Below are 26,355 nucleotides of genomic sequence, written 5' to 3' on the forward strand. Positions count from 1 at the left end.
TGGGTTGCAATCGGAGCATGGCGAGGAGACTTGGTCCGCTGCCGCGCTCATCCGCCAGGGTCGGCCTCACCGCGGTGATCGCCGCTGGGCTCATCGCGGCCGGGTACCCGGCGCGGGCCGCGCCGCCGATGGCTGTCTCCGTCGTGCCGGCCGGGCCGCTGCGGGTCGCCTCCGTCCGGGAGGCCGTGGCGTCGCCTGAGTTCCTGGACGAGGACCGGCTCTCCATCGCGCTGGAACGCCTGCCCACCGGCACCTGGCCGGTCGTCGTGGTCAACCCGGGACCGGCCGCCGACGTCGAGGTGCGGGTCGCGGGGCCGATCGCCGACGCCATCGCGTTCAAGGGCGGGAACAGGGCACGCGTCCCGGCCGGAGGCGCGGTGACGTTCACGGTGATTCGCGGCACGCGCCCGCACGCCGGGGCGGGGCAGCTGGTCCTCGTCTCGGCGGCCGGTGTCGACCGATTGCGGGTGGCCGTCACGGCGCAGCCGTCGCTCCTGGAGCGCTACCCGTTCCTGCCGTACGCCGGCGGCTTCCTGCTGCTCGTGATCATCGTGTCGGCCCCGCTCTCGTGGCGCCGTCGCCGGCACGCCCAGCCTCAGCCGCAGGAGACAGAGGAGCAGGTGGAGGCGACGGAGGCGGAGGTCGCCGAGGAGGGAATGTCGCCGTCGCCCTCCAGCCGCGTGCCCGCCGCGTCGGAGGGTTTCACGCACAGCGACGAGCCCGTACGGGACGACGAGCTCAACCGCGCCGCCTACGTGCGCCAGCTCGCCGCGCTGGCCCGCGAGGCGACGCCGCCGATGGTGGTCGGCGTGTTCGGCGAGTGGGGCACCGGCAAGACCTCGATGTTGCTGCAACTGCGCAGGCAGCTCGAACAGCTCGACGAGCAGGACCCCAAGTGTGCCTATGTGTGGTTCGATCCCTGGCGGCACCAGCATGAGGACAACCCGGTGCTGCCGCTGCTGCACGCCATCGTCAACGACCTCGGTCTGCGGAACAGGGAGAACGTGCGCAGGACGCTGCGGACGATCTCCGACGTGCTCGGCTCGCTCGTGTTGTCGGGCACGCTCAGGGTCAGTCTGTCCGACGTGCGCAAGTCGATCGAGGACTACGACGATCAGCACTTTCACATCCGTTCCGAGCGCACGCGGCTGGACGAGTACCTCGGCTCCCTCATCGACGCCGCGCTGGCCGCGAAGGGCAGGGAGCGGCTGGTCGTGTTCGTCGACGATCTGGATCGCTGTGACGCCGACCGGATCACCGGCCTGCTGGAGTCGCTGAAGCTGCACTTCAACCGGCACAACTGCGTGTTCGTGCTGGGCGTGGCCAAGGGTCCGCTGATCGCGGCCGTACGGGAGAAGTACGGGGAGGAGCCGGTCGGGGACTACCTGGACAAGATCATCCAGTTTCCCTTCGAGATGCCGCGGATGGCCGAGGCGGACTTCGAGCTCTACCTGGACCGCCTGCTCGCGGGCAAGGAGATCGCACCGGCGAGCGGGATGCTGAAGTGCGCGCTGCCGCGCAACCCACGTTCGATCAAGCGCTTCGTCAACGTCCTCATCCTCCAGGACCGCGTCGCCAGGGAGGTGAGGGACCGCGTCGGGGATGACGGGCAGCGCCACGTCTGGGATCGGCATGGCGGCGTCACCACGGGGACGTCCCGCGGCCGCTACGACGTCTCGATTCTGGCGGCCGTGCTGCTGCTGCGGGACCGGGCGCCGGAGACGTACGCGCGGCTCACCGAGGAGCCGTCGCTGCTGCGCCGGCTGGCCGAGTCGGCGGAGGAGCCCGCGGACGTGACGGTCGCCGTCATCGCGGGCCAGCTGCGCGGGCTCGGGGAACAGGTGCCGCACGACGCCGGCTCCTACATCGACCTGGTACGCGACTCCCCGCAGCCCAGCGACGTGCTGGTCGCGGAGTCGCAGGACGACGGGGGGCCGGTGGTCACGCCCTGGATCAGCAGGCAGGAGGAGCTTCCGCTGCGGGGCCCGCTGGACGACCTGGCCGGGCTCGTACGCGAGCAGCTGAACCGCAGGGTCGGCGACGACGGCGCGTTGATCGATCCGGTGGTGCGCTTCGGCGGCGAGGACGCGCCGCGCGCGCGTGGGCTGGACGAGATCCTCAGCGCGCGGACCGGCAAGCTGCTGCTGACCGGCGCGGCGGGGACGGGCAAGAGCGTCCTGGCGGCCAGGCTGGCGCGCCGCCTGTCGGAGAGCCGGGACGGTCACGTGCCCGTGTTCCTGCCGTTCGCGCAGCTGAAGCCCGAGCACATGGCCCACGTGCCGCCGCCGCGGGCGGGGCAGCCCACGGCGTACCCGGCCGGGCATTCCCCCTACGAGCGGGCGCTCGCCCACGCGCTGGCGGCCGAGTACGGGCTGTCGCTCGTCAACGCCAACGCCATGCTGGTGCGGCGGCGGTTCGTCCTGGTGCTCGACGGGCTGGAGACGCTGGTCCCGGAGATTCGTGACGGCTTCCTGGAGTGGGCGGGGCGCACGGAACACGACGTGATCCTGACCGGCCGGGCTGCCTCGGTGCCGGGGTTCGAGGCGGTGGAGGTGATCGGCGTGGTGGCGTCCGAGGCGCGCGGGTGGGTGGAGACGCTGCTCTCCGGCCGCCAGGTCGAGCCGGATCGCCTGCTCGGGCTGACCTCCGAGTTGCTGGGTTCGCCCGCGCTGCTGGCGGTGCTCACCGGCGCGCCGGAGTGGATCGATGATCTGCCACGAGAGCCCGTCCGCTTCGTGCCCTGGTACGCCGAGCGGACGCTCGCCGCGACGGCGGCGGCCGGGTTCGACGCCGTGGCGGTGGCCGAAGGGTTGAGGGAGATCGCCGCCGAGATGACCAGGCGGCGGACGGAGACGTTCCCGGGTGACGATCCGGACGTCAGGGCGACGCTGCGGCGCGCGGGCGTCCGCCCGATGGACGTGTCACCGCTGCTCCAAGCCGCGGTAGGGGCGGGTCTGTTGCGGCAGTGCGAGCCGCACGTCTTTCACTTCGTGCACCGGCAGGTACGCGAGCACCTGGCGGGACGGCGCTGAACGGGGCTTCGCCCAGCCATCCAGATCCAGGGGCCACGGAATGAAGGGGCCGGAGCGGCCGGCGCGGGGCGACGCTCAACGAAGGTGGGCGGCCAGAGCGGGGCGGCGTTGACCCGGTCTGGCGCCGGTGGGTGGGGCGCGAGGGGGTCGGTCAGACCAGGCCCAGGGACAGCATGGCGTCCGCGACGCGGCGGAAGCCGTCGATGTTGGCGCCGGCCACGTAGTTGCCGGGCATGCCGTACTCCTCGGCGGTCTGCAGGCAGCGGCCGTGGATGTCGCGCATGATCTCCTGGAGGCGGTGCTCGGAGAACTCGAACGTCCACGAGTCGCGGCTGGCGTTCTGCTGCATCTCCAGCGCGCTGGTCGCGACCCCGCCCGCGTTGGCCGCCTTGCCCGGCCCGAACGCGACGCCCGCCTCCAGGAACACCTTGATGCCCTCAGGCGTGGTCGGCATGTTGGCGCCCTCGCCGACCGCGACGCAGCCGTTGCCGACCATGAACGCGGCGTCGCGGCCGGTGATCTCGTTCTGCGTGGCGGACGGCATCGCCACCTCGCAGGGGACCTCCCACACGCTGCGATCGGGGACGAAGGTGACGTGCCCGCCGCGGCGGTCGGCGTAGGTGTTCAGGCGGCCGCGTTCGTTCTGCTTGATCTGCTTGAGCAGGTCGAGGTCGATGCCCTTCTCGTCGAGCACGTAGCCGGAGGAGTCCGAGCAGGCGACCACGACGCCGCCGAGCTGCTCGATCTTCTCGATGGTGTAGATCGCCACGTTGCCGGAGCCGGACACCACGGTGCGCTTGCCGTCGAACGACGTGCCGCGGGCCTTGAGCATCTCCTCCACGAAGAAGGTGCATCCGTAGCCGGTGGCCTCGGTCCGCACCTGCGCGCCGCCGTACGCGAGGCCCTTGCCGGTGATCACGCCGGACTCGTACCGGTTCGTGATGCGCTTGTACTGGCCGAAAAGGTAACCGATCTCGCGGCCGCCGACGCCGACGTCACCGGCGGGCACGTCGGTGTACTCGCCGATGTGCCGGTAGAGCTCCGTCATGAAGCTCTGGCAGAACGCCATCACCTCGCGGTCGGAGCGGCCCTTGGGGTCGAAGTCGGAGCCGCCCTTGCCGCCGCCGATGGGCAGGCCCGTCAGGCCGTTCTTGAAGATCTGCTCGAAGCCGAGGAACTTGACGATGCCCAGGTAGACCGATGGGTGGAAGCGCAGCCCGCCCTTGTACGGGCCGAGCGCGCTGTTGAACTCGACCCGGAAGCCGCGGTTGATCTGCACCTCGCCGCGGTCGTCCATCCAGGGCACCCGGAAGATGATCTGCCGTTCCGGCTCGCAGATGCGTTCGATGATCTTCGATTCGGCGTACTCGGGATGTTTGCCGAGAGCCGGGCCGACGCTTTCGAGCACCTCGCGGACCGCCTGGTGGAACTCGGCCTCTCCAGGGTTGCGGCGCAGGACGTTGTCGTAGATCGACGACAGCTTTTCGTGCAAGATGCTTTCTCCCCACATGTTGGCGTAATGGCCCTCACTTTACGGTTTGGTGTGTTGTGAGAAGTACGCGCCCCGGGGGGAGTGGATCGGGCGGGCGGCACCTCGTCCCCATCAGCGCTGCCAGCGGCGCCCGCGTTTCCGGGCGGATCTGGAGGGCAACCACCTCGCATGATGCGCGATCTGCTGAAGGGGGCGGTGGGCGGTCTCGCCGCGACCGCCGCGATGAGCAGGGCCATGCTGGCGGGCAGCCGGCTGGGCCTCGCGTAGCGGCGCGGAGTACCGGATGGTGATCGGACACCGGCCCGCAAGCCACCCATAAGTGTTGACGCGGCCGGCAGGGGTAGAGGACGACGGTCGGCTGTCAGACCGGCAGGTGGTGCGTGTGATCACTCTTGTCCGATGTCCGCTGCGCGACGGTGTACGGAGCACGATGTGACGACGATCAAGCCCGGTGGTGAGCGCCTGACCCGCCCTCTGGCCCCGGTGCGATCACGGCGCAAGGGGACGGTGATCGCGGCCTGGCTGTCGTCCACCGGCCACAAGGGGATCGGGTACATGTACCTCATCACCTCGTTCCTCCTTTTCGCGCTGGCCGGGGTGATGGCGCTGGTCATCCGGGCGGAGCCGGCCCAGCCAGGCATGCAGGTGGTGACCCAGGAGGCCTACGACCAGCTGTTCACCATGCACGGCACGATCATGATGTTGCTCTTCGCGACGCCGCTGTTCGCCGGGTTCGCCAACGTGATCATGCCGTTGCGGATCGGCGCGCCGGACGTGGCCTTCCCCCGGCTGAACGCGGTCAGCTGTCGTGTGCATGCGCGCGATAGCGACCGCCCTGACCGCGACGAGGACGAGGGCGGCGTGGACGAGAAGGCGCCATGACACCCCTCCATGCTCTCCGGAACCTGACGCGGTGACGGCGATGGAGCTGTCGGACCGGGAACGCCGCATCTTGGGCGAGATCGAGCGGGATCTCCGCCGCGAGGACCGTGCGTTCGTCCGCCGCGTCGAGTCGTTCGACGCCGCCTGCCGCAGGAGGGAGACGCGACGCTCCGGCGGGCGCTCCGGCGGGCGCTACGAGGAAAGCTCCGATGGGCGTTCCGACGCCGGCACCAGCGGGCGTGAGATCTGGTACGTGCTGCTGGTGGTCATCTTCCTGGCCACGCTGCCGATACTCCTGGTCCTGCTGGCCGGCCACGCCGGCGCCCCGGCGGTGCCTCCCGTCCCCGCGCCCGGCCTCACCGCGGGCATCGTCGTCCCGCCGATGTGACGCGGCCAGCCGCAGGGGGTGCGGGCGGCGGGGGTACGCGGGGTGCCCATGAGCTCTCCTTGAACGGGTGGACCATCCTCACTACCCGCGAGCACCGACTCAGTCATGGCCGGATGCGGGCCGGAGGTCAGGTACGGGCCTTCGCCAGGGCCTTCTCCAGTTCGTTCTTGCTCATGCGCGACCGGCCAGGGATGTCGGCGGCGCGGGCCCGCTCGTACAGCTCCGTCTTGGTGAGGCCCTGCCCCGCTCCGGAGGCCGCACGGCCGCCGCGCGCCTTGGCGCGGGAGGACGGGCCGGCGCCGCGCCCCTTCCTGGGGGCGGTCAGCGCGCGCAGCTCCTGCTGCCGGCGCTGCCGGAACGTCTTGCCCAGGTCGCGCAGCCGCCGGTCGTCCGTCGTGCGGGCCAGCAGCGGCAGGAGCGTGCTCTCCTCCTCCTGTACGTGATGAGCGATGGTGAGCGCCAGCAGGGTACGGGCACCGGTGAACTCCGTGCTGTCCGGCTCGGCCCGGCGCAGCGCGTCCAGCAGCACCTCGGCCTCCTTGTGCTCCTCCAGACCGTGATGGGCGTCGAGGAGCGGATACACCACGTCCTCCTCGGCCCGCGCGTGGGCGGTGATCAGGGCGTGCAGCGCGCCCACGATGGCCCGCCGGTCACCCTTGCCGGTGGTCAGCCTGGCGAACAGTTCCTCGACCTTGCGGTGGTCGGCCAGGATGAGCGTGATCACGTCGTCTGCCATGGCCGCCCGCTACCCCGTTCACCCAGCGGCAAGCGCCCGTCGTGCCCTGCCCGCGGGCTTCCAGCCGAGGACGAGAGCCACCGCGAGCATCAGCTCGGCCAGATCGCCGCCGTAGTACATGATCTCGGCCGCGCCCCGGCGCTGCTCCACGGGGACGGGCAGGTCCACCCCGATCCCGGCGTACATGAGCTGGGACAGCCCGGCGTGCACGGCGACGGCCACCCCCAGCACCACCAGCCGCGCGGGGCACGGGCGTGACGTGGGCGCGGCGGCGGGGCCTCACTTCTGCCGTCTGGGAAATGTGAGCAGGCGATTGAGACGATCGGCTGGGGGTACGTGAGTGGACTCAGCGCACCGAGCGGTGAGCCTGCACCAGCGAGGAACCCTCATGAGACTGGATCTCAGCGTCAGCATGTCCGCCGGCGCTCCCGTCGTCTCCATCGGTGGAGAGGCCGATCTGCTCGTCGCCGACGATCTGTACGAATTTCTCGCCACGGTGATCAGCCAGCGCGGCCCCAGGCTGAGCGTGGATCTGCGGCGGGTCACCTTCATGGACTCGAGCGGCGCCTCCGCCCTCCTGTCCGCCCGCCGGCTGGCCCGCTCGCTCGGCGGGAGCCTCACCCTGATCGGCCCCAGCGCGCCGGCGGCGCTGGTGCTGCGGACCGTCCTGCCCGACCAGGCCCTCGGACCGGCCGACCAGACACTTGGGACGGTCGGCCAGGGCCTCGGACCGGCCGACCAGGCCCTCGGACCGGCCGATCAGGATCTCGGACCGGCCGGCCAGGCCACGACGACCCGTTGACCCTAGACCGCCCCTGACCTGACGACAGGCTTCCGGCGCGGCCGGCCCGGCGTGATTCCGCTCGCCGTCCCGGGGTAGCACCAGGAGCCGCAGGCAGGTCACCGACGGTGAGGAGCGGGCCGATGAGGCAGCCGGGCACATCCCTTGCGAGGTCGGCGCTGGCCGCGGCCTTCGGCACGGCGGCGCGACTGCGGCACGGACGGCCGCTGCACCCGTCCGGGCTCGTGCTGGACGCGCGCCTGCGGCTGCACGGGGCCCCGCGCCCGTGGGGGACTCCGTTCCTCGACCAGGCGATGGACCTGCGTGGCGTCGCCCGCCTGTCCCGCTCCGTCGGGGTGCCCGCGCCGCTGCCCGACGTCCTCGGCATCGCGCTCCGCTGGGAGCAGCAGGACGACACCGTCGCCGACCTGCTGCTGGCCAGCACCGGCCGTAACCGGATCAGCCGGCGCGTGCTCCGGCCGGCGGCCCGGTGGACGGGGATGTACTCCAGCCTGTTCCCGTACCAGGCGGGGGAGCGGCGGCTGCTGCTGGGCGCGTTGCTGCACACGCCGGCGTCGCTGCCCGCCACGTTCGACGCGCTCGCCCTGGCCGTCGAGTTCGATCCGGTCGTGCTCGAACTGCTGGTCGCCGCGCCCGCGGGGCCGTGGCGGCTGTTCGGCCAGGTGCGGCTGTCCGCGCCGGCGCGGGCGGACGCGGAGCGCCCGATGCGGTTCGACCCGCTCCAGCATCCCATTCGCGGGCTGCGGCCGGCGGGCTGGCTGAACGAGGTCCGCGGCGCCGCCTACACGGCCGCCCAGCGGGTGCCCGACCTGCCGGAGCGGGCCGCGCCCCGAGCGGCCGCCCACGACCGTCCGTCCGGCCGCCCGGATGATCGTGCCGAGCCTGAGACAAGGGTGACCGCGTCGGGTCCGAGGCGCGGGTGATCGCGTGGCGCCGGCGCTTCAGGTGACCAGGCCGTTGCGGTAGGCGTACACCACCGCCTGTACGCGGTCGCGCAGGTCGAGCTTGGTCAGGATGCGCGACACGTACGTCTTGACCGTCTCCTGGCTGATCACCAGGGTCGCGGCTATCTCGCTGTTGGACTGCCCGTCGGCGATGAGCCGGAGCACCTCCAGCTCGCGCGGCGTGAGCGCGACGTTGTCCGGGGTGTCCTCCGTGGGACGGATCCGCGAGGCGTACCTGCCGACGAGCTTCCTCGTCACCTCGGGCGCCAGCAGCGCGGCCCCCGTCGCGACGGTGCGGATGCCGTGCAGCAACTGGGCCGGCGGGGCGTCCTTGAGCAGGAAGCCGCTGGCGCCCGCGCGCAGCGCCTCGTACACGTACTCGTCCAGGTTGAACGTCGTCACCACGAGCACCTTGACCGGGTCCGCCACGCCGGCGCCGGCCAGCAGGCGGGTCGCCTCGATGCCGTCGAGCACCGGCATCCGCACGTCCATGACCACCATGTCGGGTTTGAGGCGCTGGGCGAGCTCGACCGCGGCGCGCCCGTCGCCGCACTCGCCGACCACCTCAAGATCAGGCTGCGCGTCGATGATGGTCGCCAGCCCGGTGCGGATCAGCGTCTGGTCGTCGCAGATCAGGACCCTGATGGGCGCGGTCACGACGGGCTCCCCACCGGAACGAGGGCGCGCACCACGAAGCCGCCGCCCGCCTGCTCGTCCGCGCTGAACTCGCCGCCGAGGGCGTCGACCCGGTCGCGCAGCCCGGTCAGGCCGCGCCCGCTCCCGCCGGGAGAGCCGGCTCGCGAGCCGGAACCCTCGGTACTGACCTCCACGCTGATCTCCTTCTTGCCGTAGCGCACGCGGACCACAGTAGGGGCGCCGTGGGCATATTTGAGGGCATTCGTCAGAGACTCCTGGACGACCCGGTAGGTGACGAACTCCGCGCTCCCGGCCGGATCCGCGGCCGTCCCCTCCTCGGTGAACTCGACCGGCTGCCCGGCCTGGCGGGTCTGCTCCACGAGCGCGTGCAGGTCGCCGGCCGTCGAGGACGCCCTGGCCTCCGGGTGGTGGCCGGGATCGAGCAGGTCGAGCATGTGGCGCAGGTCGGTGATGGCCCGCCGGCCGGTGTCGGTGACGGCGCTGAGCGTGGAGTCGAGCCGGTCGGGCGCGGCGGTCAGGTAGCGGGCGGCCTCGGTCTGGACGACCATCGCGGTCACGTGGTGGGTCACGACGTCGTGCAGTTCGCGGGCGATGCGGGTGCGTTCGGCGGTACGGGTGGCCTCGGCGACGTGACGGCGGCGTTCGGCCTCGGCGGCCCTGGTGTTGCGCAGCCAGGCGCCGACGCCCCACGCGAGCACCAGGATCAGGTAGAAGACCACGTACCCGTCGAGCCGTTCAGCCGAGCCGAGCCGGTTGAGCGCGATCGCCAGCGGCACGTACGCCAGCGAGAGCAGGACGGCGGTGAGGCGCCGGCCCCGTTCGAGATGGGCGCCCGCGCTGATGAGCGCGATCGGCAGCGCGATGCTGGCGAACGTGCGGTAGGCGAGGAGCCCGTCGAGGACGAAGCCGAGCGACACCAGGACGAGGGCCACGGCCGGCCGGCGCCGGCGCACGGCGAGCGGGAGACACTCCAGGGCGATCACCAGGTACGCCAGCGCGTCGAACGGACGGGCCGGCAGGTCACCGACCTGCGTCCCCTGGCCGTGCAGCGCCGGGACGAGCGCGGCGACGCCCAGCAGCAGCGCGAAGGAAAGGTCGCGGAGCACGACGTCAAGCCGCTGCCACAGGTCGGCGATCCGCCGGAATGCGATCACCGCAAGAGCGTAGCGGCCGGGCGGGACCGGCGACCACCGCGGCGAGGGACCGTGCTCACGGCCCTGCCGCCGGTGAGGGGTGGCCGCCGCGCCGGCCACGAGTTGCTCCAACAGCCGCATGACGACTCCCTCGCACTGGCCGCGGCCGGAGCGCCGCGGTCCTGCCGAGAACGGTAGGAAATCGCAGCTCGCGAATCGTCACCGCGCGGTGGACATTCCGCGGTAGCTCGCACGGGGGACGCGTCCGCCGAGTTAGGGGCGCGGCTTCCTGGAAAGAAGAAGTCCCTGGTCAGCGCGCGACAGGGGGACGAGCGCCGATGGGGGAGACGAGATGAGCCGTACAACAGCGGGAAAGACGATGGCGATCCTGGCCACGCTGACCGTGGCGGTCGCGCCGGCCGTGACACATCCGGCCGCCGCGCGGGCGCGCAGCCCGCTGCCGTGTCCAGCGGGCTCCGCCAAACCGACGGTCGTCCTGGTGCACGGCGCGTGGGCGGACGCGTCCAGCTGGGACGGAGAGGTGGACGCCCTGCGCAAGGCCGGTTACACCGCGCGCGCCATCGGGAACCCGCTGCGCAACCTCGACAGCGACGCCGCCACCGTCGCGGCGTTCCTGAAGACCGTCTCCGGCCCGGTCGTCCTCGTGGGGCACTCCTACGGCGGCTCCGTCATCACGAACGCCGCCGCGGGCGCCCCCAACGTCAAGGCGCTGGTGTACGTGGACGCGGCCGCACCGGACACGGGCGAGACCACCGCCCAGCTCAGCGGGTCCGGCTCCGCGCTCGGCGGCGCCCCCGACACCCTGTACGACAAGGCCTCTTACGCGAACGCGCCCGTGGGGGCCAGCGACCTGTACCTCAAGCGGGACGCCTTCGTCCGCTCCTTCGCCTCGGACCTGCCCAGGGACGTCGCCGAGCGGCTGTGGGCCACGCAGCGGGCCGCCTCGACGGCCGCGTTCCAGACGCCGTCACGGGCCGCGGCGTGGAAGAAGATCCCGTCCTGGTACTTCGCCAGCACCGGCGACAAGATCATCACGATCGAGTCGCAGCTGTCCATGGCGAAGCGGGCCGGCTCGAAGGTCACCAAGTTCGCCGGCGGGTCGCATCTCACGCTGGTCTCGCATCCGGAGGCGGTCACGCCCGTGATCGGCGCGGCTGTCTGCTCGGTGAAGGGGGACTAGCCGCGCGCGGGCCGTTGTCAGCGCCGGTCCGCCGTCAGCGCCGGCTTGATGGCAGCCCCGGCCCGCCGTCAGGGCTTGCCGCCGGCCAGGCGGTCCAGCAGTTCGCGGAGCAGGGCGTGCTCGCCGGCGGTCAGGAGGCGGTCGCGCGGGGCGCGGACTTCCCGCCCGGCCGCTAAGGGCAGGCCTGCGTCGCCTCAGAGCCAGCCAGGAAGCTGGGGAGCCGGACCGCCGTCGGAGCCGGTGACACCGTGCGCTCGACGCCCGGAGAGGTAGGCGGCCAGGCCGGCGAGGGTGCCGGTGACCTCGACGGGGGCGCCTGAGCCTGCGACGGTGGGAGTGTCCGAGCCGGCGATCGTCCACGTGCCGTCGTGATCGGTGGCCGTGAGGGTCAGCGTCGGGCCGCCGGCGCCGGATCGGCTCGCGGAGATGTCGTCGACCAGCGCGGCCAGGAACCCGGCCGGAAGATCGTCGAAGGTCACCCCGGCGTCGAGATCCACGGCGTGCACCATGAACTCGCGTGCGCGCATCCAAGGGACCTCGCTCGCGGGGATGGCCTTCCCCCGGGAGGTGCGCACCTCCCGGCTCCACTGCTGCTCGTCCAGCTCGGCCAGCCGCGCCGCAAGGGCGCCGGACGCCCGTACGGCCCAGGCCCGCAGCTCCGCCGCCGGCAGTTTCGCGCCCGCCTCGATGTCGGCGTCGCGCTGCTCGCGGGAGGCGTACATCGGCCGCTCCTCGCCCGTACGCGCCCAGTACGCCAGGTTGAGCAGCGCGTCGGCGTTCGCGGCCACGTGGGCCAGCAGGTGCCTGCCGCTCCAGCCGTCCAGCGCCGACGGCCCGTCCAGCCGCTCGTCCGGCATCGTGGCCAGGGCGTCGAAGAAGATCGTTGTGCCCTCGGCCAGCCAGCGCATGCTGTCGGCGCGGGTGCGCTTCGTACCCGTCACAGGATCACTTCCGAACGGCCGGGCTCGGCGTGGATCGACACATCGCCTCCAGTGGTGGAATCGACGTATCGTATCGCCGCGTGACCGGACGCGACCGCGGCGGCCCGGCCGTTCGTGCTGACCGGCGACGTACCAGAAGGTCGGTCCCCCTACTCCCGCTAGCAGCGAGATCCCGGCGTACTGGGCGATGAGGAAGACGAGCTCCGCCATGCCGGTCTCCCCGAACGCCCCGACCGCGGCCCGGTAGAGCGTCGCGGGCAGCGGCCCGCCGTCGTGCAGGCCCGCCGCCACGTCGTACGCGACCGCCTCCTGCCTGCTCAGCCCCGCCGGCCGCCGTCCGGCGACCAGGTCCGCGACCACGTCGTCCGGCAGCCCGACCGCCGCCGCGACCCGGCTGTGGGAGTAGAGCTCGTACGCGGCGCCGTGCCCGGCCCCCGTGGTGAGGACGGCGACCTCGCGCACCCGCGCCGGCAGCACGCTCCCGTCGGAGAGCTCGCTCGGGCTGATGGGGGGGGTAGTCTCACGGGTCACTCCTGCGTGTCAGAGAAGTCGTGCGTACGAGAAGAAGCCGGGCGGGGCTAGAAGAAGCCGAGGCGCGGGGCCGTGACGTCGATGGTGTCCTTGACGAGGGCCAGCGCCGCCCCCAGCGGACTCGACCGCCCGCCGCTCACCACCACGTCCCCGGCCTCCTGACAGCCGAACACGACCGCCTTCTCCGGCCCGGAGAGCGCGTACAGGGGATCACCCGGCTCCGTCTCCTCCAGCCGTACCTCGACGAGCAGCGGCCGGTCGGCGCGGGCGCTCGCCACGGCGCGCAGCCGGCGCCCCCTGGAGAGCGCGTCCAGCGCGGCGGCGGCGCCGGACCCGTCCACGGCCTGCGCCGCCACCCGCACCGACGCCGGGTCCCAGCCCCAGGCCAGCGCCGCCAGCAGCCGTACCTTCGTGGCGGAGTCGGCGCCGGACAGGTCGGCGGTGGGGTCCGCCTCGGCGATGCCGCGGCGCTGCGCCTCGCGGATCGCGTCCGGCAGCGGGTCGCCGGCGGCGAGGCGGTCGAGGACGTACGTGACGGTGCCGTTCGGGCAGGCCCTGATCGTCGCGCAGCCCAGGCCGCGCAGCCCCGTCCTGGCCAGGTCACCGGCCGGAAGGGCGGCTCCGGTCGCGCCGGAGATCCGGATCATGGCGTCGTGCGCGCGGGCCGTTTCGCCGAGCTCGCGCCAGTGGGTGAGCAGGTGGCTCTTCGTGGCCGTGACCACGTGCACCCCGCGCCGCAGCGCGAGCAGGGCCTCGTCGGCGGCCTGCCGCCGCACGCCGGGCGAGGACGGCACCGCCTGGACGAGGACGCGGGCCCCGGTCCGGTCGAGCGTCTCCGCCAGCCGGCCGAGCGGGCTCCACTCCGGGCGCGGCGGCACCGGCTCGCCCGGCCGGAGCAGGCACTGCGCCGTGCTCGCCCGGACGGCGCGGACGACCGGCCGGACGCCGTGCCGCCGGGCCAGCTCACCGGCGTGCTCCGCCAGGTGCCCGGCGAAGGCCCGGCCGACAGGGCCGTAACCCGACAGCACCACGTCGGCCTGACTCACGTCATTCATGGTGTCCCCCTCGACGGACGCGCACGGCCTGGACGTTGGCCAGCTCGTGCAACCCCCACCGGCCGAGCTCGCGCCCGTACCCGCTGGCCTTGACGCCGCCGGTGGGCAGACGCGGATCGGTCGCCGAGATCGTGTTCAAGAAGACGGCCCCGGCCTGGATCCGGGCGCCCACGGCGGCGGCGTGGTCGTCGTCGGCGCTCCACACGCTGCTGCTCAGCCCGTACCGTGAGGCGTTCGCGCGCGCGATGAGCTCGTCGTCGTCCGCGCCGGTCGTGAGCGCCCCGAGCGGGCCGAACGTCTCCTCGGACAGCAGCGCCGAGGGCCCGTCCACCTCGATCACCGACGGCGCGAACCAGGCGCCCCGGCCGGATTCCGGCGCGTCGGCCCGCGCGATCAGCCGGCCGCCCGCGGCCAGGGCCCGGGTCTGCTGGTCGCGCAGGGTGTCGCGCAGGTCGTGGCGGGCGAGCGGCCCGACGTCTGTCTGCTCGTCCGCCGGGTCGCCGACCCGCAGCTCGCGGACGTGCGGGATGAGCGCGTCCGCGAACGCGTCCCGTACGTCGCGGTGGACGAGGATCCGCTTGGCGGCGATGCAGCTCTGCCCGTTGTTCAGGAACCGGGAACGTGCCGCGGCGGCGGCCGCGGCGGGAATGTCGGCGTCGGCCAGGACGACGAACGGGTCGGACCCGCCGAGCTCCAGCACGCACTTCTTCAGCGCGGCGCCGGCCCGCGCGGCGACGAGCGCGCCCACGCGGTCGCTGCCGGTGAAGGTGACGGCGGCGACCCGCGGATCCCCGATCACGGCCGAGGCGGTTGGCGCGTCGACGACGACGGTCCGCAGCACGTCCGCGCCGAACGCCTGGCCGAACGCCTCCTCGATCGCCAGGGCGTTCCCGGTGACGGACTCGGCGTGCTTGAGCACGACGGTGTCACCGGCCGCGATCGCGGGCAGCATCGCCCGGATGACCTGCCACCACGGGTAGTTCCACGGCAGGATGGCGAACACCACCCCGATCGGGACGATCCGCACGATCCCGGTGTCGCCGTCGAGGTCGAACGTCTCCGGCCGCAGCAGGCCGGGCAGCTCGTCGACGTAGTGGCGGCAGGCCGCGACGCACTCCGTCAGGCCGGCGAGCACGCCGAGCGCTTCGATCCGCTTCATCAGGCGACCTTTCCGTCGGTGTTCCAGAAGGACCCGAGGACGACCACGGGCCGGTACGTCATGACCGCGTGCGTCCCGGCCTCCCGTACGGTGTCGTGCCAGTCCTCGGGGCCGCTCCTGCGGTCCAGCTCGATGACGGGCAGCCCGACGGCGCGCAGGACGGCCGGCATGGGCTGGCTGATGGAGTGGATCATCGAGTTGTACTCGCCGAGACCGCCCCTGGTGTTGGCGAAGACGAGCAGCGGCAGGTGGTACGACAGGGTGAACGTGGTGAGCGCCGTGAGCGCGTTGCCGAAGCCGTTGTCCTGCATGACCACGGCGCCGAGCCGGCCGGTGAACGCCACCGCGCCCAGCACGCCGATCGCCTCCTCCTCTCGCGACAGCGGGGTGACGCGCGGCGAGCTGCCGTCCGCGCCGCCGTCGGACGCGATCAGCGCGGTGACGATGGGCGCCACGGTCACGGACGGGATGTACCCGACGCGCGCGGTGCCGGCCGCCCAGATGCCGTCGGCGACGGCCTGCGCATAGGTCATGTGCGGTGACTCCTTTCAAGAACGGTCTCGGTCAGACGGGGAAGGCGAGGGCGCGGAAGAGGACGGCGGGATCGATGTTGCCGCCAGAGAGCACGGCGACCGCCCGCCCGTACCTGGCGGGATCGGCCAGGTGGGCGGCGACGCCGAGGGCGCCGCTGGGCTCCACGACGAGACGGGAGCGCCGGGCCAGGGCCGACACCGCGGCGAGGATCTCGTCCTCGCCCACGGTGACGATGTCGTCGACCGTCGCCCGCATGATCGGGAAGTTGAGCTCGCCCACGACCGGTGTCCGCGTCCCGTCGGCGATCGTGCGGGCGGTCGATCGGGCGTTCCACTCGACCCGGTGGCCCCGGGCGAGGGAGGCGCGGGCGTCGGCGGCCAGTTCGGGCTCCACCCCGATCACCCGGGTCCGCGGGGACAGCGACGCGACGGCGATCCCCACGCCCGAGATCAGCCCGCCGCCGCCGACCGGCACGAGCAGGGTGTCGATCTCGTCCAGGTCCTCCAGCACTTCGAGGGCGAGCGTCCCCTGGCCGGCGATGACGTCGGCGTGGTCGTAGGGCGGGATCAGCGTCATGCCGCGCTCCGCCCGTACGGTGCCGGCGACGCGCTCGCGCCGGGCGGCCGGGGCCATGACGACCTCGGCGCCCAGCTCCCTGGTCGCCTCCACCTTGACCGCCGTCGCCCCCTCCGGCATGACGATCACCGCCGGGACGCCCGCCGCGCGGGCGGCCCAGGCGACCGCCTGGCCGTGGTTGCCGCTCGAATGCGTGACGACGCCACCGGCGCGGACGTCGGGACGCAGCCGCGCGATCGCGTTCACCGCGCCGCGCAGCTTGAAGGCGCCGATCGGCTGGAGACTCTCGGCCTTCAGCCAGAGCTCGCCCGGCGCCCACGAGGCGGGCAGCAGCGGCGTCCGTACGACATGGCCGGCGATCCTGGCGCGCGCCGCGACGACGTCGCCGGCCGTCACCGCGAGGCCAGGCGCGCCCTGGGAGGCGGTCCGCATGTCAGTCACCGTCCCGCACCGCGACGGCGTCGAGCTCGACCCGGGCGCGGTAGGGCAGCTCGGCGACGGCGACGCAAGGCCGTCGGCCACGCCGAGCTGGCCGGAGAGGAAGACGAGCCCGGCCCCGGTCTCGCGCACGGGACTGTACGGATGCCGCGCCTGCGCGGGGCTCGCCGGTGCGTGGTCGGTCATGCCGTTCCTCCTAGACCTGGCTCACGGGGACGTCCGTGACGACGTGGCCGCGCATCCGGCGCAGCAGGAACGTCACGGGTACGGCGGCGAGGACGAACGCGCAGCCCGCGACCGCGATGTAGGAGTGCACGCCGAGCGAGGAGTTGACCGTCTCACCGGCCACGACGACGTCCGTCGCGCCGAGGATCGCCGAGCCGACGAAGCTCATGGTCACAGAACCGATCGCGACCATGACCATCACCATGCTGGAGACGGTGCCCTGCCGCTCGGGCGGGGCCAGGATGGAGGCCAGGTTGAAGCCCGAGGTGACCAGCGAGCCCGCGGTGACGCTCAGCAGGAACGAGCAGATCACGGCGATCGGCAGGTTCGCCGCGCCGACGGTGAACATCGTGAGGGAGGCGATCGTCCCGAGCGTCAGACCGGCGGCGAGCGGCCAGGCCGGTCCCACGCGGGTGGCGATCGCGCCCGCCACGATGCCGCCGAGCATGATCCCGATCGACGGGATGCCGAACATCAGGCCGAGCGCCGCCGGCCCCGCGATCCCGTAGCCGAGGCCCTCGTCGGGTGAGACGTCGATCAGCAGGCTGAACAGCGCGAGCATGCTCCGGTACGCGCCCGTCCCCATCACCACCACGAGCAGGCCCAGCCCGAATACCGCGGAGATGCCGCGCACGTCGATCACCGGCTCAGGGACGCGGCTCAGGACGAAGTACCAGACGAGCAGTGCCACCACGCCCAGGACGAGCGCGGCGACCGGAAGCGGGCTCAGCCAGCCGAACTCCTGCCCGAGGCTGATGTACACCAGCACGCCCGCCAGCCCGCCGCCGAGGACGAGCGCGCCCGCGACGTCGACCCGGCCCGGCGTCGTGATCCGGGAGTTCGGGATCACCAGGCGCACGAACAGCGCGGCCACGGCCGCGAACGCCGCCGAGACGACGAACACGAACTGCCAGCCGAACACCTTCGTCGCGATCTCCAGCACGAACGGCTGCACGATCCCGAACGCGGCCGAGCCCGAGGTGACGACGCCGGTCACGATCATGGCGAACTTGGGCGCGCAGACGTCCCTGATGATCGCGACGGTGAGGAACAGGGCGGCGACGGCGGCGCCCACATGGCGCCCGCCAGCATCGCGCTGGAGTCGAGCCAGGCGAACTGCGTGGTGTCGAAGGCGTCGCGCAGTTGCGGCAGGACGAAGGTCGGCGAGGCGAGCACGGTGTCGACCATGACGTTCACCAGGACGAGGACCGCGACATAGCCGATGACCCGGCCGGTCCAGCCGGTGTGCAGATCGGCCGGCGGCCTTTGCGCTGTGGTGTCGGAGCTCATGTCTGGCACGAGCCGCTCCTTTCTGGCAGCGTGAGTTTACGGACGACGCCCTGCTGGGCGACCAGGACGATCTGCTCGGGGGCCGACAGCAGGCCGATGTCGCGAAGCGGATCCCCCGCGCACAGGACGAGGTCGGCGGCGTATCCGGCGCGCAGCGTGCCGAGCGTGTCCTCGACGCCGAGCAGCCGGGCGCCGGCCGAGGTCGCGGCCCTGATCGCGGCCATCGGCGACATTCCCAGCTCGACCAGGACGGTCCCGCTCGATCGGCCACCGGCGGGCTCCGATGCGGTGGCGGGCGGCGACGAGTTGCGGCGGTGGGTCAGGCGGCACGTCGACGTCTGGCCGGCGCCGATCGGGATCGCCGCCGGACCGCCGGAGCTCCACCCGGACAGGACCGTCTTCACACCGCCCGGCCGGCCCGCCGGCACGTACTACTGCGAGCTGCACGCGAACGGCTCCGCGCTCGGCGCGGTCCAGGTGGGCACTCTCAAGGAGAGTCCCTCCGACGGCGGGGAGGTGTGGGCGATCGGCGAGGGGGCACTGGCGTGGCTCACCATCGCGCTGCTCCGCCTCCTGACCTCCTACGCCGCTCACGCCACCGGTTGCGGCGGAGCCGGCGTCGAGGCCAGGATCATCCCCGCCACCGGCGACGGTCGCGTGGTGCCGATGGAGGTGTGGAACCACGACGGCGGGGCGTACGGCCGGGCGGGAGTGCGCCGGCTCGCCACGGCCGGCACCGCCCGCCGCACCGTGGACCTGGCTTCCTGCCTGTCTCCCGCCCTGACGGCGGCGGCGCGACCGCTCGTCCTCGACCTGCTGCGCCGGTTCGGGCTGTCGGAGTCACGCCACATCGACCCGGCCGGCATCCTGCGGCGCGGCCACTTCACCGGCCACGACGAGCTGATCCGCACCTGGGCCGACGCGATCGGCGTCCCCTCGGCACCATGACCACGGGGATGCCGCCCGTCCCTGATCAGGGATATGCTCCCACATATGAGAAGCCTCCAGGGGCGGGCACCCGGCGGTCCCGACGTCCAGAGCGACGGCCCCGGCCGCCCGGTCGATCCCTCCAGCGGCATCGAAGGGCGGCTGGCCGGGCGGCTCGCCGAGTTGCGGACCGAGCGCGGTTGGTCGCTGGACGACCTCGCCGGCCGGACGGGCGTGAGCCGTTCGACCCTGTCCCGGCTGGAGCGGGCGGAGATCAGCCCGACGGCGGCGCTGCTGGGCAAGCTGTGCGCGGCCTACGGCCGGACGATGTCGCACCTCCTGGCCGAGGTGGAGTCGGAGCCGCCGCAACTGGTGCGCGCCGGCCGGCAGCTGGTGTGGCGGGACGAGGAGTCGGGCTTCACCCGGCGCTCGGTGTCCCCGCCGCACCCCGGGCTCAAGGGCCAGATCGTCGAAGGCCATCTCCTGCCGGGCGCGGACATCCCGTACGACCGGCCGCCCGTCCCCGGTCAGGAGCAGCACGTCTGGATCTTGGACGGCGTCCTGGAACTCACCGTGGACGGCGTCGCCCACGAGCTCCGAGCGGGTGACTGCCTGCGGTTCCGACTGTGGGGACCGTCTCACTTCCGCAATCCGGGCCCCGGAGCGGTCCGCTACACCGTGATGATCGTCTTGCCATGACCGGAAACCGCAGAAACGAGGACATCGTGACAGACGCCGAGACGATCATCCGCCCCGCGACCCCGGAAGACCTCAAGAAGGTGGCGGAGATCTACGCCCACTACGTCACCCACACCGTGATCACCTTCGACCAGGCCCCGCCGCAACTCGCCGACTGGCGGCAGCGCCTGACCGACCTCACCGCCCGCGGGTTGCCGTTCCTGATCGCCGAGCTGTCGGGCGACGTGGCCGGCTATGCCTACGCCGGCCAGTGGCGCCCCAAGCCGGCCTACCGCTACACGGTCGAGAACTCGATCTACCTGGCCCCCGGCCTGAGCGGCAAGGGACTGGGCAGCGCCCTGCTCGGCCCCCTGATCGACGGGTGCGCGACGGCGGGCTTCCGCCGCATGATCGCCGTCATCGCCGACACCGGCAACCCCGCCTCGGTCGCTCTGCACGAACGCTTCGGCTTCGCGCATGCGGGCCGCCTGATCGAGGTCGGCCACAAGCACGGCCGCTCGATCGACACGATCCTCATGCAACGACCCCTCGCGACCGGCTGAGCCGGCTGCGACGCTAGAGCCGCCTCGTCATGAACACGCTGTGCACGTCAGGCTGATAGTCCGCGAACGGCTCGCAGTACGCGAACCCGAACCGCTCGTACAACCTCCGCGCCGGCAGGAAGAACTCGGTCGAGCCGGTCTCCAGGCTCAACCGGCCGAATCCCATGGATTTGGCCTCGATGAGGATGTGCTCCATGAGCAGGGACGCGATCCCCGTACGCTTGCGCTCGGCGGCGGTGCGCATCGACTTCAACTCGGCGTGCTCCGCGTCCAGCCGCTTGACGGCTCCGCACCCGACCACCGCCTCGCCGTCCCACGCCGACCAGAACGTGACCTCGGGCCGGCGCAACCCGTCGAGGTCGAGCGCGTGCACGCTCTCCTCGGGCGTGGTGGACCGCATCTCCCGCATGTGCTCACGGAGAAACGCGGCGATCCGCTCCCCGGACAGATCATCCACGACGATCCTCACCTGATGTCCCACATCTGAGACCTTATCCCGAATCCGGGAATTGTCGGTGGGCGTCGTGATGCGAGCGGGCCTCTGAGGTCAGGTGCGGCGGGCGGCGAAGCGGCCCGCGTGTTCCTTGACGGCCAGGACCAGGGCCAGCGTCTCGGGGCCGAGCAGGAGTCCCGCGCAGAGCAGCCGGTACCAGAAGCCCACCGTCAGCGGCCCCTCGGCCAGCCCTTCCGCGGCCCAGCGCAGCACCTCGGCGAAGACCGGCAGCAGCAGGAGGCAGAACCAGGCGGCCACGCCGGCTCCACCGGCCAGCCACACCCAGCGGAACCAGCGCCCGGTACGCAGGTCGGCCTCGCTCGCGTCCGCCAGTTCCGCGGTCTCCTCCGCGCTCAGCCGGCCGAACGCCCGCTTCAGCATCAGCGACTTCACCCGCCACAGATTGCGGCAGCCGAGCGCGTTGACCAGCACCGCGTACAGGTCGGTGCGCAGGAAGACCAGGCACTGCCAGAGCATCTGCATGACCTTGATGAACGCCCAGGCGGCCAGCAGCGACCCGACCAGCTCAGGGGCCCGCCAGACGCCGAGATCGATCAGCAGCCGGCCGGTGAGCAGGGCGGCGAGCAGCACCGAGTCCACGGCGAGGCCGGCCAGCAGCGGGCCGTAGCGTACGCGGCGCGGCAGCGTCCACAGCTGGGTGAGGTCCGTCTCGAAGACCAGCATGATCATGCGGCGGTCGACGCCGAAGCGGGTCTGGATGCCGAGCGCCCGCGCGCCGAGCCAGTGGCCGACCTCGTGACTGGCCGCCGCGAACCAGACGAACGGCAGCCAGGCCAGCGCGCTCAGCCCGATGTCGGCGAAGGGGAAGGCGTCGGTGGCGGGGGCGGGGATCAGGTTCGGCCGAAAGACGAAGACGCCCAGCGAGAACAGCAGGCAGGCGGCGTAACAGGTCCAGGCCACGCGGCCGAAGAAGGGGCGGACGATCTCCGGGCGGACGCTGGTCATCCAGCGGCGGGCCTGGATCGGCGCGGTCCGTACGGGATCGGGCGCGGCGGACTCGTCCGCGGGGTCGGCCAGGAAGCCGAGCTCCCCGAGCGTCTCCACGAACGACGGCACGTTCACCGGCTCGCCGGCGAACTCCTCGGCCTCGGCCGCCGCCTCCGCGACGCTCGCTCCCCGCTGGAGGGCGGCGATCACCACCCCGCCGACCGCCGGGATCGTCACGAACGTGCCGGTGGCGGGGTCGCCGACCAGCACCTCGTCCTCTCCCTCCGGTACGACGCTGAGCGCCTTGAGCGCGACCGTCCCCGTAGCGGTCATCGGCGCTCACCTTCGCGCGGCGGCGCCAGCCGGCAGACCCGGCAGTCGGGATTCCTGGGCAGGGCCTGCCACGCGGGCGTCAGCCCTTCGCGCAGATCGAGGGTCACCCGGAAGCCGGCCGCGCGGGGCGGCTCGTACCCGGTCAGGTAGCGCTGCGCCTCGAACGCGAGCAGCGACCCGACCTGCATCGCCATCGGCCCGGTGAGCGGGTTGCTCAGCTTCATGTTCTCCACGATCCGGTACGCGATCCCCTCCGAGGTGTCCTCGGCGGGCCGGTCCTCGTAGTCGCAGGCCAGGCAGGCCGTGCGGCCCGGATCCACGGAGAGGTACATCAATTGCGTACGGTTCGCGCCACCCAGCACGTAAGGGACACCGGCCCGGACCGCGGCCTCGTTCGCCCAGAGATTGGCGTGCGGATGGCCGTCGAGCCCGCCGGCGATCAGGTCGATGCCCTCGACCAGGTCCGCGAGGTCCTCGGGGCAGGAGACCCAGCGGTCGACGGCGTTCACCTTGATGCCCGGGTCGTAGTCGCGCACCCACGCGGCCGCGCGCTCGGCCTTGGACAGGCCGATGTCGGCGTGCCGGTAGAGGAACTGCCGGGCGAAGTTGCGGGGTTCGACGCGGTCCTGATCGACCAGCGTCATCTCGCCGACGCCGAGGCCGGCCAGGCACTGGACCAGGGAGGAGCCGCCGCCGCCGACGCCGAGCACCAGGACGTGGGCCTCGCGCATCGGCCGCTGGAAGCCGGCGCGGTGGCGGTCCAGGGCGGCGTAGGTGCCGTAGAAGCAGAGGTTGGAGAAGTGGCGTTCGTCCTCGTCCGGGTCGCCGAGGCTCCTGCCGTCGGCGTCCTCGACCAGGCCCAGGGAGTCGAGCCCGCTCAGGCCCTGGCTGACGTCGTCCTCGGAGACGTCGAACCCGTGCGCGCCGAGGGCGGCGCTCAGCTCGGCCGCCGTCCGCGGGGCCCGGCGCAGCTCGCTCAGCAGCGCGGCCACCTGCCCGTCGGGATCGCTCAGCGTGATCGCCTCGCGGGCGTCGAAGACCACGAGCAGATCCTCGCCGTCCGCCTCCCAGTCACATTCCTTCAACGCCACACGCATCGTGCCTCCAGCGCCAGTACGCGGATTCGAGGGGCCCCGCGGGGAGGGCGACGGCGCTGCGCGACGTGAGCGTCGTTCTTTCGTCTCCCTCCCCGCGGAGAAATCGCCAGGCGGTGTCAGCGCCTCACGTGGCGGGGTTCTGGGTGGCCTTGACGGACTCGACCTTCTTGACCTTGATCTCCATGACATTCCTCCTCGTGAGGGTTCCGCGGCCGTGAGTGCCGCTTGAGGCAAGAGTGGACTTTGGTGCTGAAATAGCGCTGAATTTCCACTGAGTCGGCGGTTAGGCTGCCATGAGATGATCACGTCGGGCACTCGCGGAGGCATGGGGTGGCTGGAAGACGTGGGTGATTGACCGTGGACGGCGTTGAGTTCCGCCTGCTCGGACCGGTGGGGGTGTGGCACGCCGGGCGACGGCTCGGCCCCGCCACCGCCCAGCAGCGGACCGTGCTGGCGATGTTGCTGCTCGAAGCGGGGCGTCCCGTGCCGGTGACGCGGCTGGTGAGCGCGTTGTGGGGGGCCGAGTCGCCCGAGTTCGCGCGCAACGCCGTGCAGGGGCACATCTCCCGGCTCCGCCGGCTGCTGGCGCCGTACGAGGAGGTCGAGCTGGTGACCTCGGCGCACGGCTACTGCCTCGCGGTGGCCCGCGACCGCATCGACCTGTTCCGCTTCCGCGAGCTGGTCCGCGAGGCCGGGAACGCCGGCGGCGAGACGGGCGGCGAGGGCGGGACGGAGCGCGCCATCGGGCTGCTGCGCGCCGGGCTCGCGCTGTGGCAGGGGACGGCGCTGGCCGACGTGGCGGGCCGGTGGCTGCCCGACGTCGTCGTTCCCGGCATCGAGGAGGAACGGCTGGCGGCGCTGGAACGGCGGCTCGCCCTCGACCTGCGGCAGGGACGGCATCAGGAGGCGGCGGCGGAGCTGACGGCTCTGGTCGGCGAGCACCCGCTGCGCGAACGCCTGGTCTCCCTGCTGATGACGGCGCTGCTGCGCTGCGACCGCAGGACCGAGGCCTTGGCCGTCTTCCGCCGCGTCAGGCGCCGCTTCGCCGAAGAGCTCGGCATCGAGCCGGGCGAGGAGCTGCAACGCCTCCACCAGGCGATCCTGGCCGGCCGCGACGACCTGACGGGGACGGCGCCCGCCGTCGTCGCCGTGCCGCGGCACCTTCCGCCCGACACCGAGCTGTTCACGGCTCGCGAGGAGGAGCTGGCCACGCTGGACCGGCTGACGCTCCCGGCTCCCGGCGCCGCCGCCGCGCACGCCATGGCCCCCTGCGTGATCACCGGCACCGGCGGCGTCGGCAAGACCACCCTGGCCGTGCACTGGGCGCACCGGGTGAGCGACCGCTTCCCCGACGGCCAGCTCTACGTCAACCTCCAGGGGTACGGCCCCACCCACATCGCCCGGCCGCCCGGGGAGGCGGTGCGGCTGTTCCTGGACGCGCTGCGGGTGCCGTCCGAGCTGGTGGGCGCCACGCTGGAGGCGCAGGTCGGGCTCTACCGCAGCCTGCTCGCGGAGCGGCGCATGCTGATCCTGCTCGACAACGCCCTCGACTCCGACCAGGTACGGCCGCTGCTGCCGAACGCGCCCGGCTGCCTGGCCCTGATCACCAGCCGGGCCGAGCTGACCGGCCTGGTCGCGGCGGAGGGCGCCCGCACGCTGTCGCTGGGGCTGTTCTCACCCGAGCACTCCCGCCTGCTGCTGACCCGCCGGCTCGGGGTGGACAAGGTGGACGCCGAGCCGCGGGCGGTCGACGACATCGTCTCGCGGTGCGCCGGGCTGCCGCTGGCCCTGGCGATCGTGGCCGCCCGCGCCCAGACGCGCCCGTCGTTCCCGCTCGGCACCCTGATCTCGGGCCTCGACGGCCCAGGGGACGGCCCAGAGGACGGCCCGGCGGACGGCCCAGAGGACGGCCCGGCGGGCGGCGACGCGCAGGGCGTGGAAGGCGGGGGCGAAGGCCCGCGCGGCGGCCGGGCCGACAGCGGCGACAGCGCCGACGGGCTGGACGTCTTCGACGGCGGCGACGCCTCGACGAACATGCGTACCGTCCTGTCCTGGTCCTACCGCGCGCTCACCCCCGACGCCGCCCGCCTGTTCCGCCTGTGCGGCCTGCTGCCCGCGCCCGAGATCTCCACCGCCGCGGCCGCCAGCCTGGCCGGCATCCCGGTACGCCAGGCGCAGCGCCTGCTGACCGAGCTGACCAGGGCGAACCTGGCCGTCGAGCGCACCCCGGGACGTTACGGCCGGCACGACCTGCTGCGCGCGTACGCCGAGGAGCTGACCCGCCTGCACGACTCCGAGGCGGAACGCCACGAGGCACTGCACCGGCTGCTGGACCACTACCTGCACAGCGCCTGCCTGGGCGACCGGCTGCTCGACCTCTATCACCGCGTCCCGCTGACCCCGACGCCGCCGCGGCCCGGCGTGGTCGTGTCCCGCATCACCGACCGCGCGCAGAGCGAGGCCTGGTTCGGCCGCGAGCACCGGACGCTGCTGGCCGCGATCAGGCACGCCGCCCGTCTCGGCTTCGACCGGCACGCCTGGCAGCTGGCCGGGGCCTGCTGGGGCTTCCTGTCGCAGGAGGGACGCTCGGACGACCAGGCCGCCGTGCACCACATCGCGCTGGAGGCGGCGGCCCGGCTGGACGACCCCGCCGCACAGGCCCACGCCCACGTGGGTCTGGCCCAGGCCCTCATCCGGCTCGGCCAGGACGCCACCAGCGACGCCCACCTGCGCGCGGCGCAGGACCTGTTCGGCGGGCAGGACGACGCGGCCGGGCAGGCGATCTGCCTCATCTACCGCAGCGTGATCGAGGACCGCCGCGGCCGGTACGACGAGGGCCTGCGCCTGAGCGACCAGGCGCTCCGCCTCTGCCGGGCGGCCGGCGACAGGGCCGGCGAGGGCCGGGTGCTGAACAACATCGGCTGGTTCCACGCCCAGCTCGGCGCGTACGGGGAGGCGCTGCGGCGCTGCGAGGAGGCCCTGGCCATCCACCGCGAGCTGCACGACCTGCCCGGCGAGTCCGCCACCCTCGACAGCCTGGGCCACATCCACCACCTGCTCGGCCAGTACGAGCAGGCGATCTCCTACTACCGCGGGTCGCTGGCCTGGCGGCGGGGCGGCAAGCGCGCGCTCGGCGCGAGGACGCTGCGCCGGCTCGGCGAGGCGCAACTGGCCGCGGGCCGGCTGCGCGAGGGCCGCTCGACCCTCCAGCGCGCCCTCGCCCTCACCGCCGAACTCGCCCCCGGCGACGCGGACGCCCTCCGCGCCCGCCTCGCCGGCCTGGACGACCCCGCCGGCTGA

25 protein-coding genes and 1 pseudogene are annotated in these 26,355 nt (G+C 72.8%); 10 read left to right on the forward strand and 16 right to left on the reverse strand.

Features of this window, described 5'->3' with window-relative positions:
• Positions 1-17 precede the first annotated feature (17 nt).
• On the forward strand, positions 18-3,032 hold the full coding sequence (locus tag OIE67_RS04275) for a P-loop NTPase fold protein (protein WP_326636845.1): 3,015 nt from the start codon (positions 18-20) through the stop codon (positions 3,030-3,032).
• Positions 3,033-3,183: 151 nt separating this feature from the next.
• Here the strand turns inward: OIE67_RS04275 and gdhA are convergent, their stop codons facing one another.
• On the reverse strand, positions 3,184-4,542 hold the full coding sequence (gdhA, locus tag OIE67_RS04280) for an NADP-specific glutamate dehydrogenase (RefSeq protein WP_326636847.1): 1,359 nt from the start codon (positions 4,540-4,542) through the stop codon (positions 3,184-3,186).
• 381 nt (positions 4,543-4,923) lie between these two features.
• On the opposite strand from gdhA, the pseudogene OIE67_RS04285 reads away from it, so the two are divergent.
• A pseudogene (locus OIE67_RS04285) lies at positions 4,924-5,328 on the forward strand (cbb3-type cytochrome c oxidase subunit I); the annotation flags it as partial.
• Between the two features lie 118 nt (positions 5,329-5,446).
• Positions 5,447-5,794 carry a DUF3040 domain-containing protein gene (locus OIE67_RS04290; RefSeq protein ID WP_326645207.1) on the forward strand — a complete coding sequence of 116 codons (348 nt, stop codon included), beginning with the start codon at positions 5,447-5,449 and terminating at the stop codon, positions 5,792-5,794.
• 127 nt (positions 5,795-5,921) lie between these two features.
• On the opposite strand, the gene OIE67_RS04295 is transcribed toward OIE67_RS04290, so the two are convergent.
• Both OIE67_RS04295 and OIE67_RS04300 read right to left on the reverse strand, forming a co-directional pair.
• On the reverse strand, positions 5,922-6,530 hold the full coding sequence (locus tag OIE67_RS04295) for a hemerythrin domain-containing protein (RefSeq protein ID WP_106238820.1): 609 nt from the start codon (positions 6,528-6,530) through the stop codon (positions 5,922-5,924).
• 18 nt (positions 6,531-6,548) lie between these two features.
• A complete protein-coding gene (locus OIE67_RS04300) occupies positions 6,549-6,752 on the reverse strand; it encodes a hypothetical protein (RefSeq protein WP_326636850.1) in 204 nt (67 codons plus the stop codon).
• Positions 6,753-6,918: 166 nt separating this feature from the next.
• Between OIE67_RS04300 and OIE67_RS04305 the strand changes: the two genes are divergently transcribed.
• Together OIE67_RS04305 and OIE67_RS04310 are read left to right on the forward strand one after the other, a co-directional pair.
• A complete protein-coding gene (locus OIE67_RS04305; protein WP_326636852.1) occupies positions 6,919-7,332 on the forward strand; it encodes an STAS domain-containing protein in 414 nt (137 codons plus the stop codon).
• Positions 7,333-7,454: 122 nt separating this feature from the next.
• Complete coding sequence (locus tag OIE67_RS04310; protein WP_326636855.1) at positions 7,455-8,255, forward strand: hypothetical protein; 801 nt, start codon at positions 7,455-7,457, stop codon at positions 8,253-8,255.
• An 18-nt stretch (positions 8,256-8,273) separates the two neighbouring features.
• On the opposite strand, the gene OIE67_RS04315 is transcribed toward OIE67_RS04310, so the two are convergent.
• Both OIE67_RS04315 and OIE67_RS04320 read right to left on the reverse strand, forming a co-directional pair.
• Entirely contained in the window at positions 8,274-8,933 is a 660-nt protein-coding gene (locus tag OIE67_RS04315; RefSeq protein ID WP_106238808.1) for a response regulator, read from the reverse strand.
• Positions 8,930-10,087 (reverse strand): sensor histidine kinase, encoded by a 1,158-nt coding sequence (locus tag OIE67_RS04320; RefSeq protein ID WP_326645209.1) that lies wholly within the window; start codon positions 10,085-10,087, stop codon positions 8,930-8,932. Before OIE67_RS04320 ends, OIE67_RS04315 begins: the two co-directional genes overlap by 4 nt.
• A 331-nt stretch (positions 10,088-10,418) precedes the next feature.
• Here OIE67_RS04320 and OIE67_RS04325 point away from each other — a divergent pair, with 331 nt between their 5' ends.
• Positions 10,419-11,267 carry an alpha/beta fold hydrolase gene (locus tag OIE67_RS04325; RefSeq protein ID WP_326636858.1) on the forward strand — a complete coding sequence of 283 codons (849 nt, stop codon included), beginning with the start codon at positions 10,419-10,421 and terminating at the stop codon, positions 11,265-11,267.
• A 194-nt stretch (positions 11,268-11,461) separates the two neighbouring features.
• On the opposite strand, the gene OIE67_RS04330 is transcribed toward OIE67_RS04325, so the two are convergent.
• From OIE67_RS04330 to OIE67_RS04365, 8 genes are all read right to left on the reverse strand, one after another.
• Positions 11,462-12,739 carry a maleylpyruvate isomerase family mycothiol-dependent enzyme gene (locus OIE67_RS04330; protein ID WP_326636860.1) on the reverse strand — a complete coding sequence of 426 codons (1,278 nt, stop codon included), beginning with the start codon at positions 12,737-12,739 and terminating at the stop codon, positions 11,462-11,464.
• A gap of 47 nt (positions 12,740-12,786) precedes the next feature.
• A complete protein-coding gene (locus OIE67_RS04335; protein WP_326636862.1) occupies positions 12,787-13,794 on the reverse strand; it encodes a hypothetical protein in 1,008 nt (335 codons plus the stop codon).
• Positions 13,787-14,953, reverse strand: coding sequence for an aldehyde dehydrogenase family protein (locus OIE67_RS04340; protein WP_326636864.1), 1,167 nt, complete (start codon positions 14,951-14,953; stop codon positions 13,787-13,789). Before OIE67_RS04340 ends, OIE67_RS04335 begins: the two co-directional genes overlap by 8 nt.
• Positions 14,953-15,486 (reverse strand): thiamine pyrophosphate-binding protein, encoded by a 534-nt coding sequence (locus OIE67_RS04345; RefSeq protein WP_106238792.1) that lies wholly within the window; start codon positions 15,484-15,486, stop codon positions 14,953-14,955. Before OIE67_RS04345 ends, OIE67_RS04340 begins: the two co-directional genes overlap by 1 nt.
• Positions 15,487-15,517: 31 nt before the next feature.
• The gene (locus tag OIE67_RS04350; protein WP_407674886.1) at positions 15,518-16,495 is read right to left on the reverse strand and encodes a threonine ammonia-lyase; all 978 of its coding nucleotides are present in this window, start codon (positions 16,493-16,495) and stop codon (positions 15,518-15,520) included.
• 202 nt (positions 16,496-16,697) lie between these two features.
• Positions 16,698-17,801 (reverse strand): MFS transporter, encoded by a 1,104-nt coding sequence (locus tag OIE67_RS04355; protein ID WP_326636870.1) that lies wholly within the window; start codon positions 17,799-17,801, stop codon positions 16,698-16,700.
• Positions 17,726-18,025 (reverse strand): hypothetical protein, encoded by a 300-nt coding sequence (locus OIE67_RS04360; RefSeq protein WP_326636872.1) that lies wholly within the window; start codon positions 18,023-18,025, stop codon positions 17,726-17,728. The genes OIE67_RS04355 and OIE67_RS04360 overlap by 76 nt, the downstream gene beginning before the upstream one ends.
• Positions 18,013-18,249: an amidohydrolase family protein gene (locus tag OIE67_RS04365; RefSeq protein WP_326636874.1), complete on the reverse strand. Its 237-nt coding sequence runs from the start codon at positions 18,247-18,249 to the stop codon at positions 18,013-18,015. The genes OIE67_RS04360 and OIE67_RS04365 overlap by 13 nt, the downstream gene beginning before the upstream one ends.
• Before the next feature lie 55 nt (positions 18,250-18,304).
• On the opposite strand from OIE67_RS04365, the gene OIE67_RS04370 reads away from it, so the two are divergent.
• Genes OIE67_RS04370 through OIE67_RS04380 form a run of 3 tightly spaced genes read left to right on the forward strand, consistent with a single transcriptional unit; the run spans position 18,305 to position 20,184 of the window.
• Complete coding sequence (locus tag OIE67_RS04370; RefSeq protein ID WP_326636877.1) at positions 18,305-18,964, forward strand: hypothetical protein; 660 nt, start codon at positions 18,305-18,307, stop codon at positions 18,962-18,964.
• A 45-nt stretch (positions 18,965-19,009) separates the two neighbouring features.
• Positions 19,010-19,642 carry a helix-turn-helix domain-containing protein gene (locus tag OIE67_RS04375; RefSeq protein WP_326636879.1) on the forward strand — a complete coding sequence of 211 codons (633 nt, stop codon included), beginning with the start codon at positions 19,010-19,012 and terminating at the stop codon, positions 19,640-19,642.
• Complete coding sequence (locus OIE67_RS04380) at positions 19,639-20,184, forward strand: GNAT family N-acetyltransferase (RefSeq protein WP_326636881.1); 546 nt, start codon at positions 19,639-19,641, stop codon at positions 20,182-20,184. Before OIE67_RS04375 ends, OIE67_RS04380 begins: the two co-directional genes overlap by 4 nt.
• Positions 20,185-20,197: 13 nt before the next feature.
• On the opposite strand, the gene OIE67_RS04385 is transcribed toward OIE67_RS04380, so the two are convergent.
• The 3 genes from OIE67_RS04385 to OIE67_RS04395 form a co-directional block, all read right to left on the reverse strand.
• Positions 20,198-20,665, reverse strand: a complete 468-nt coding sequence (locus tag OIE67_RS04385) for a GNAT family N-acetyltransferase (protein WP_326636883.1) — start codon at positions 20,663-20,665, stop codon at positions 20,198-20,200.
• Positions 20,666-20,731: 66 nt separating this feature from the next.
• Positions 20,732-21,958: a hypothetical protein gene (locus tag OIE67_RS04390; RefSeq protein ID WP_326636885.1), complete on the reverse strand. Its 1,227-nt coding sequence runs from the start codon at positions 21,956-21,958 to the stop codon at positions 20,732-20,734.
• The gene (locus OIE67_RS04395) at positions 21,955-23,055 is read right to left on the reverse strand and encodes a HesA/MoeB/ThiF family protein (RefSeq protein ID WP_326636887.1); all 1,101 of its coding nucleotides are present in this window, start codon (positions 23,053-23,055) and stop codon (positions 21,955-21,957) included. The genes OIE67_RS04390 and OIE67_RS04395 overlap by 4 nt, the downstream gene beginning before the upstream one ends.
• A gap of 357 nt (positions 23,056-23,412) precedes the next feature.
• Between OIE67_RS04395 and OIE67_RS04400 the strand changes: the two genes are divergently transcribed.
• Entirely contained in the window at positions 23,413-26,355 is a 2,943-nt protein-coding gene (locus OIE67_RS04400; protein WP_326636889.1) for an AfsR/SARP family transcriptional regulator, read from the forward strand.

This window comes from Nonomuraea fuscirosea, from assembly GCF_035917475.1.
Classification (GTDB): Bacteria; Actinomycetota; Actinomycetes; order Streptosporangiales; family Streptosporangiaceae; genus Nonomuraea; species Nonomuraea fuscirosea.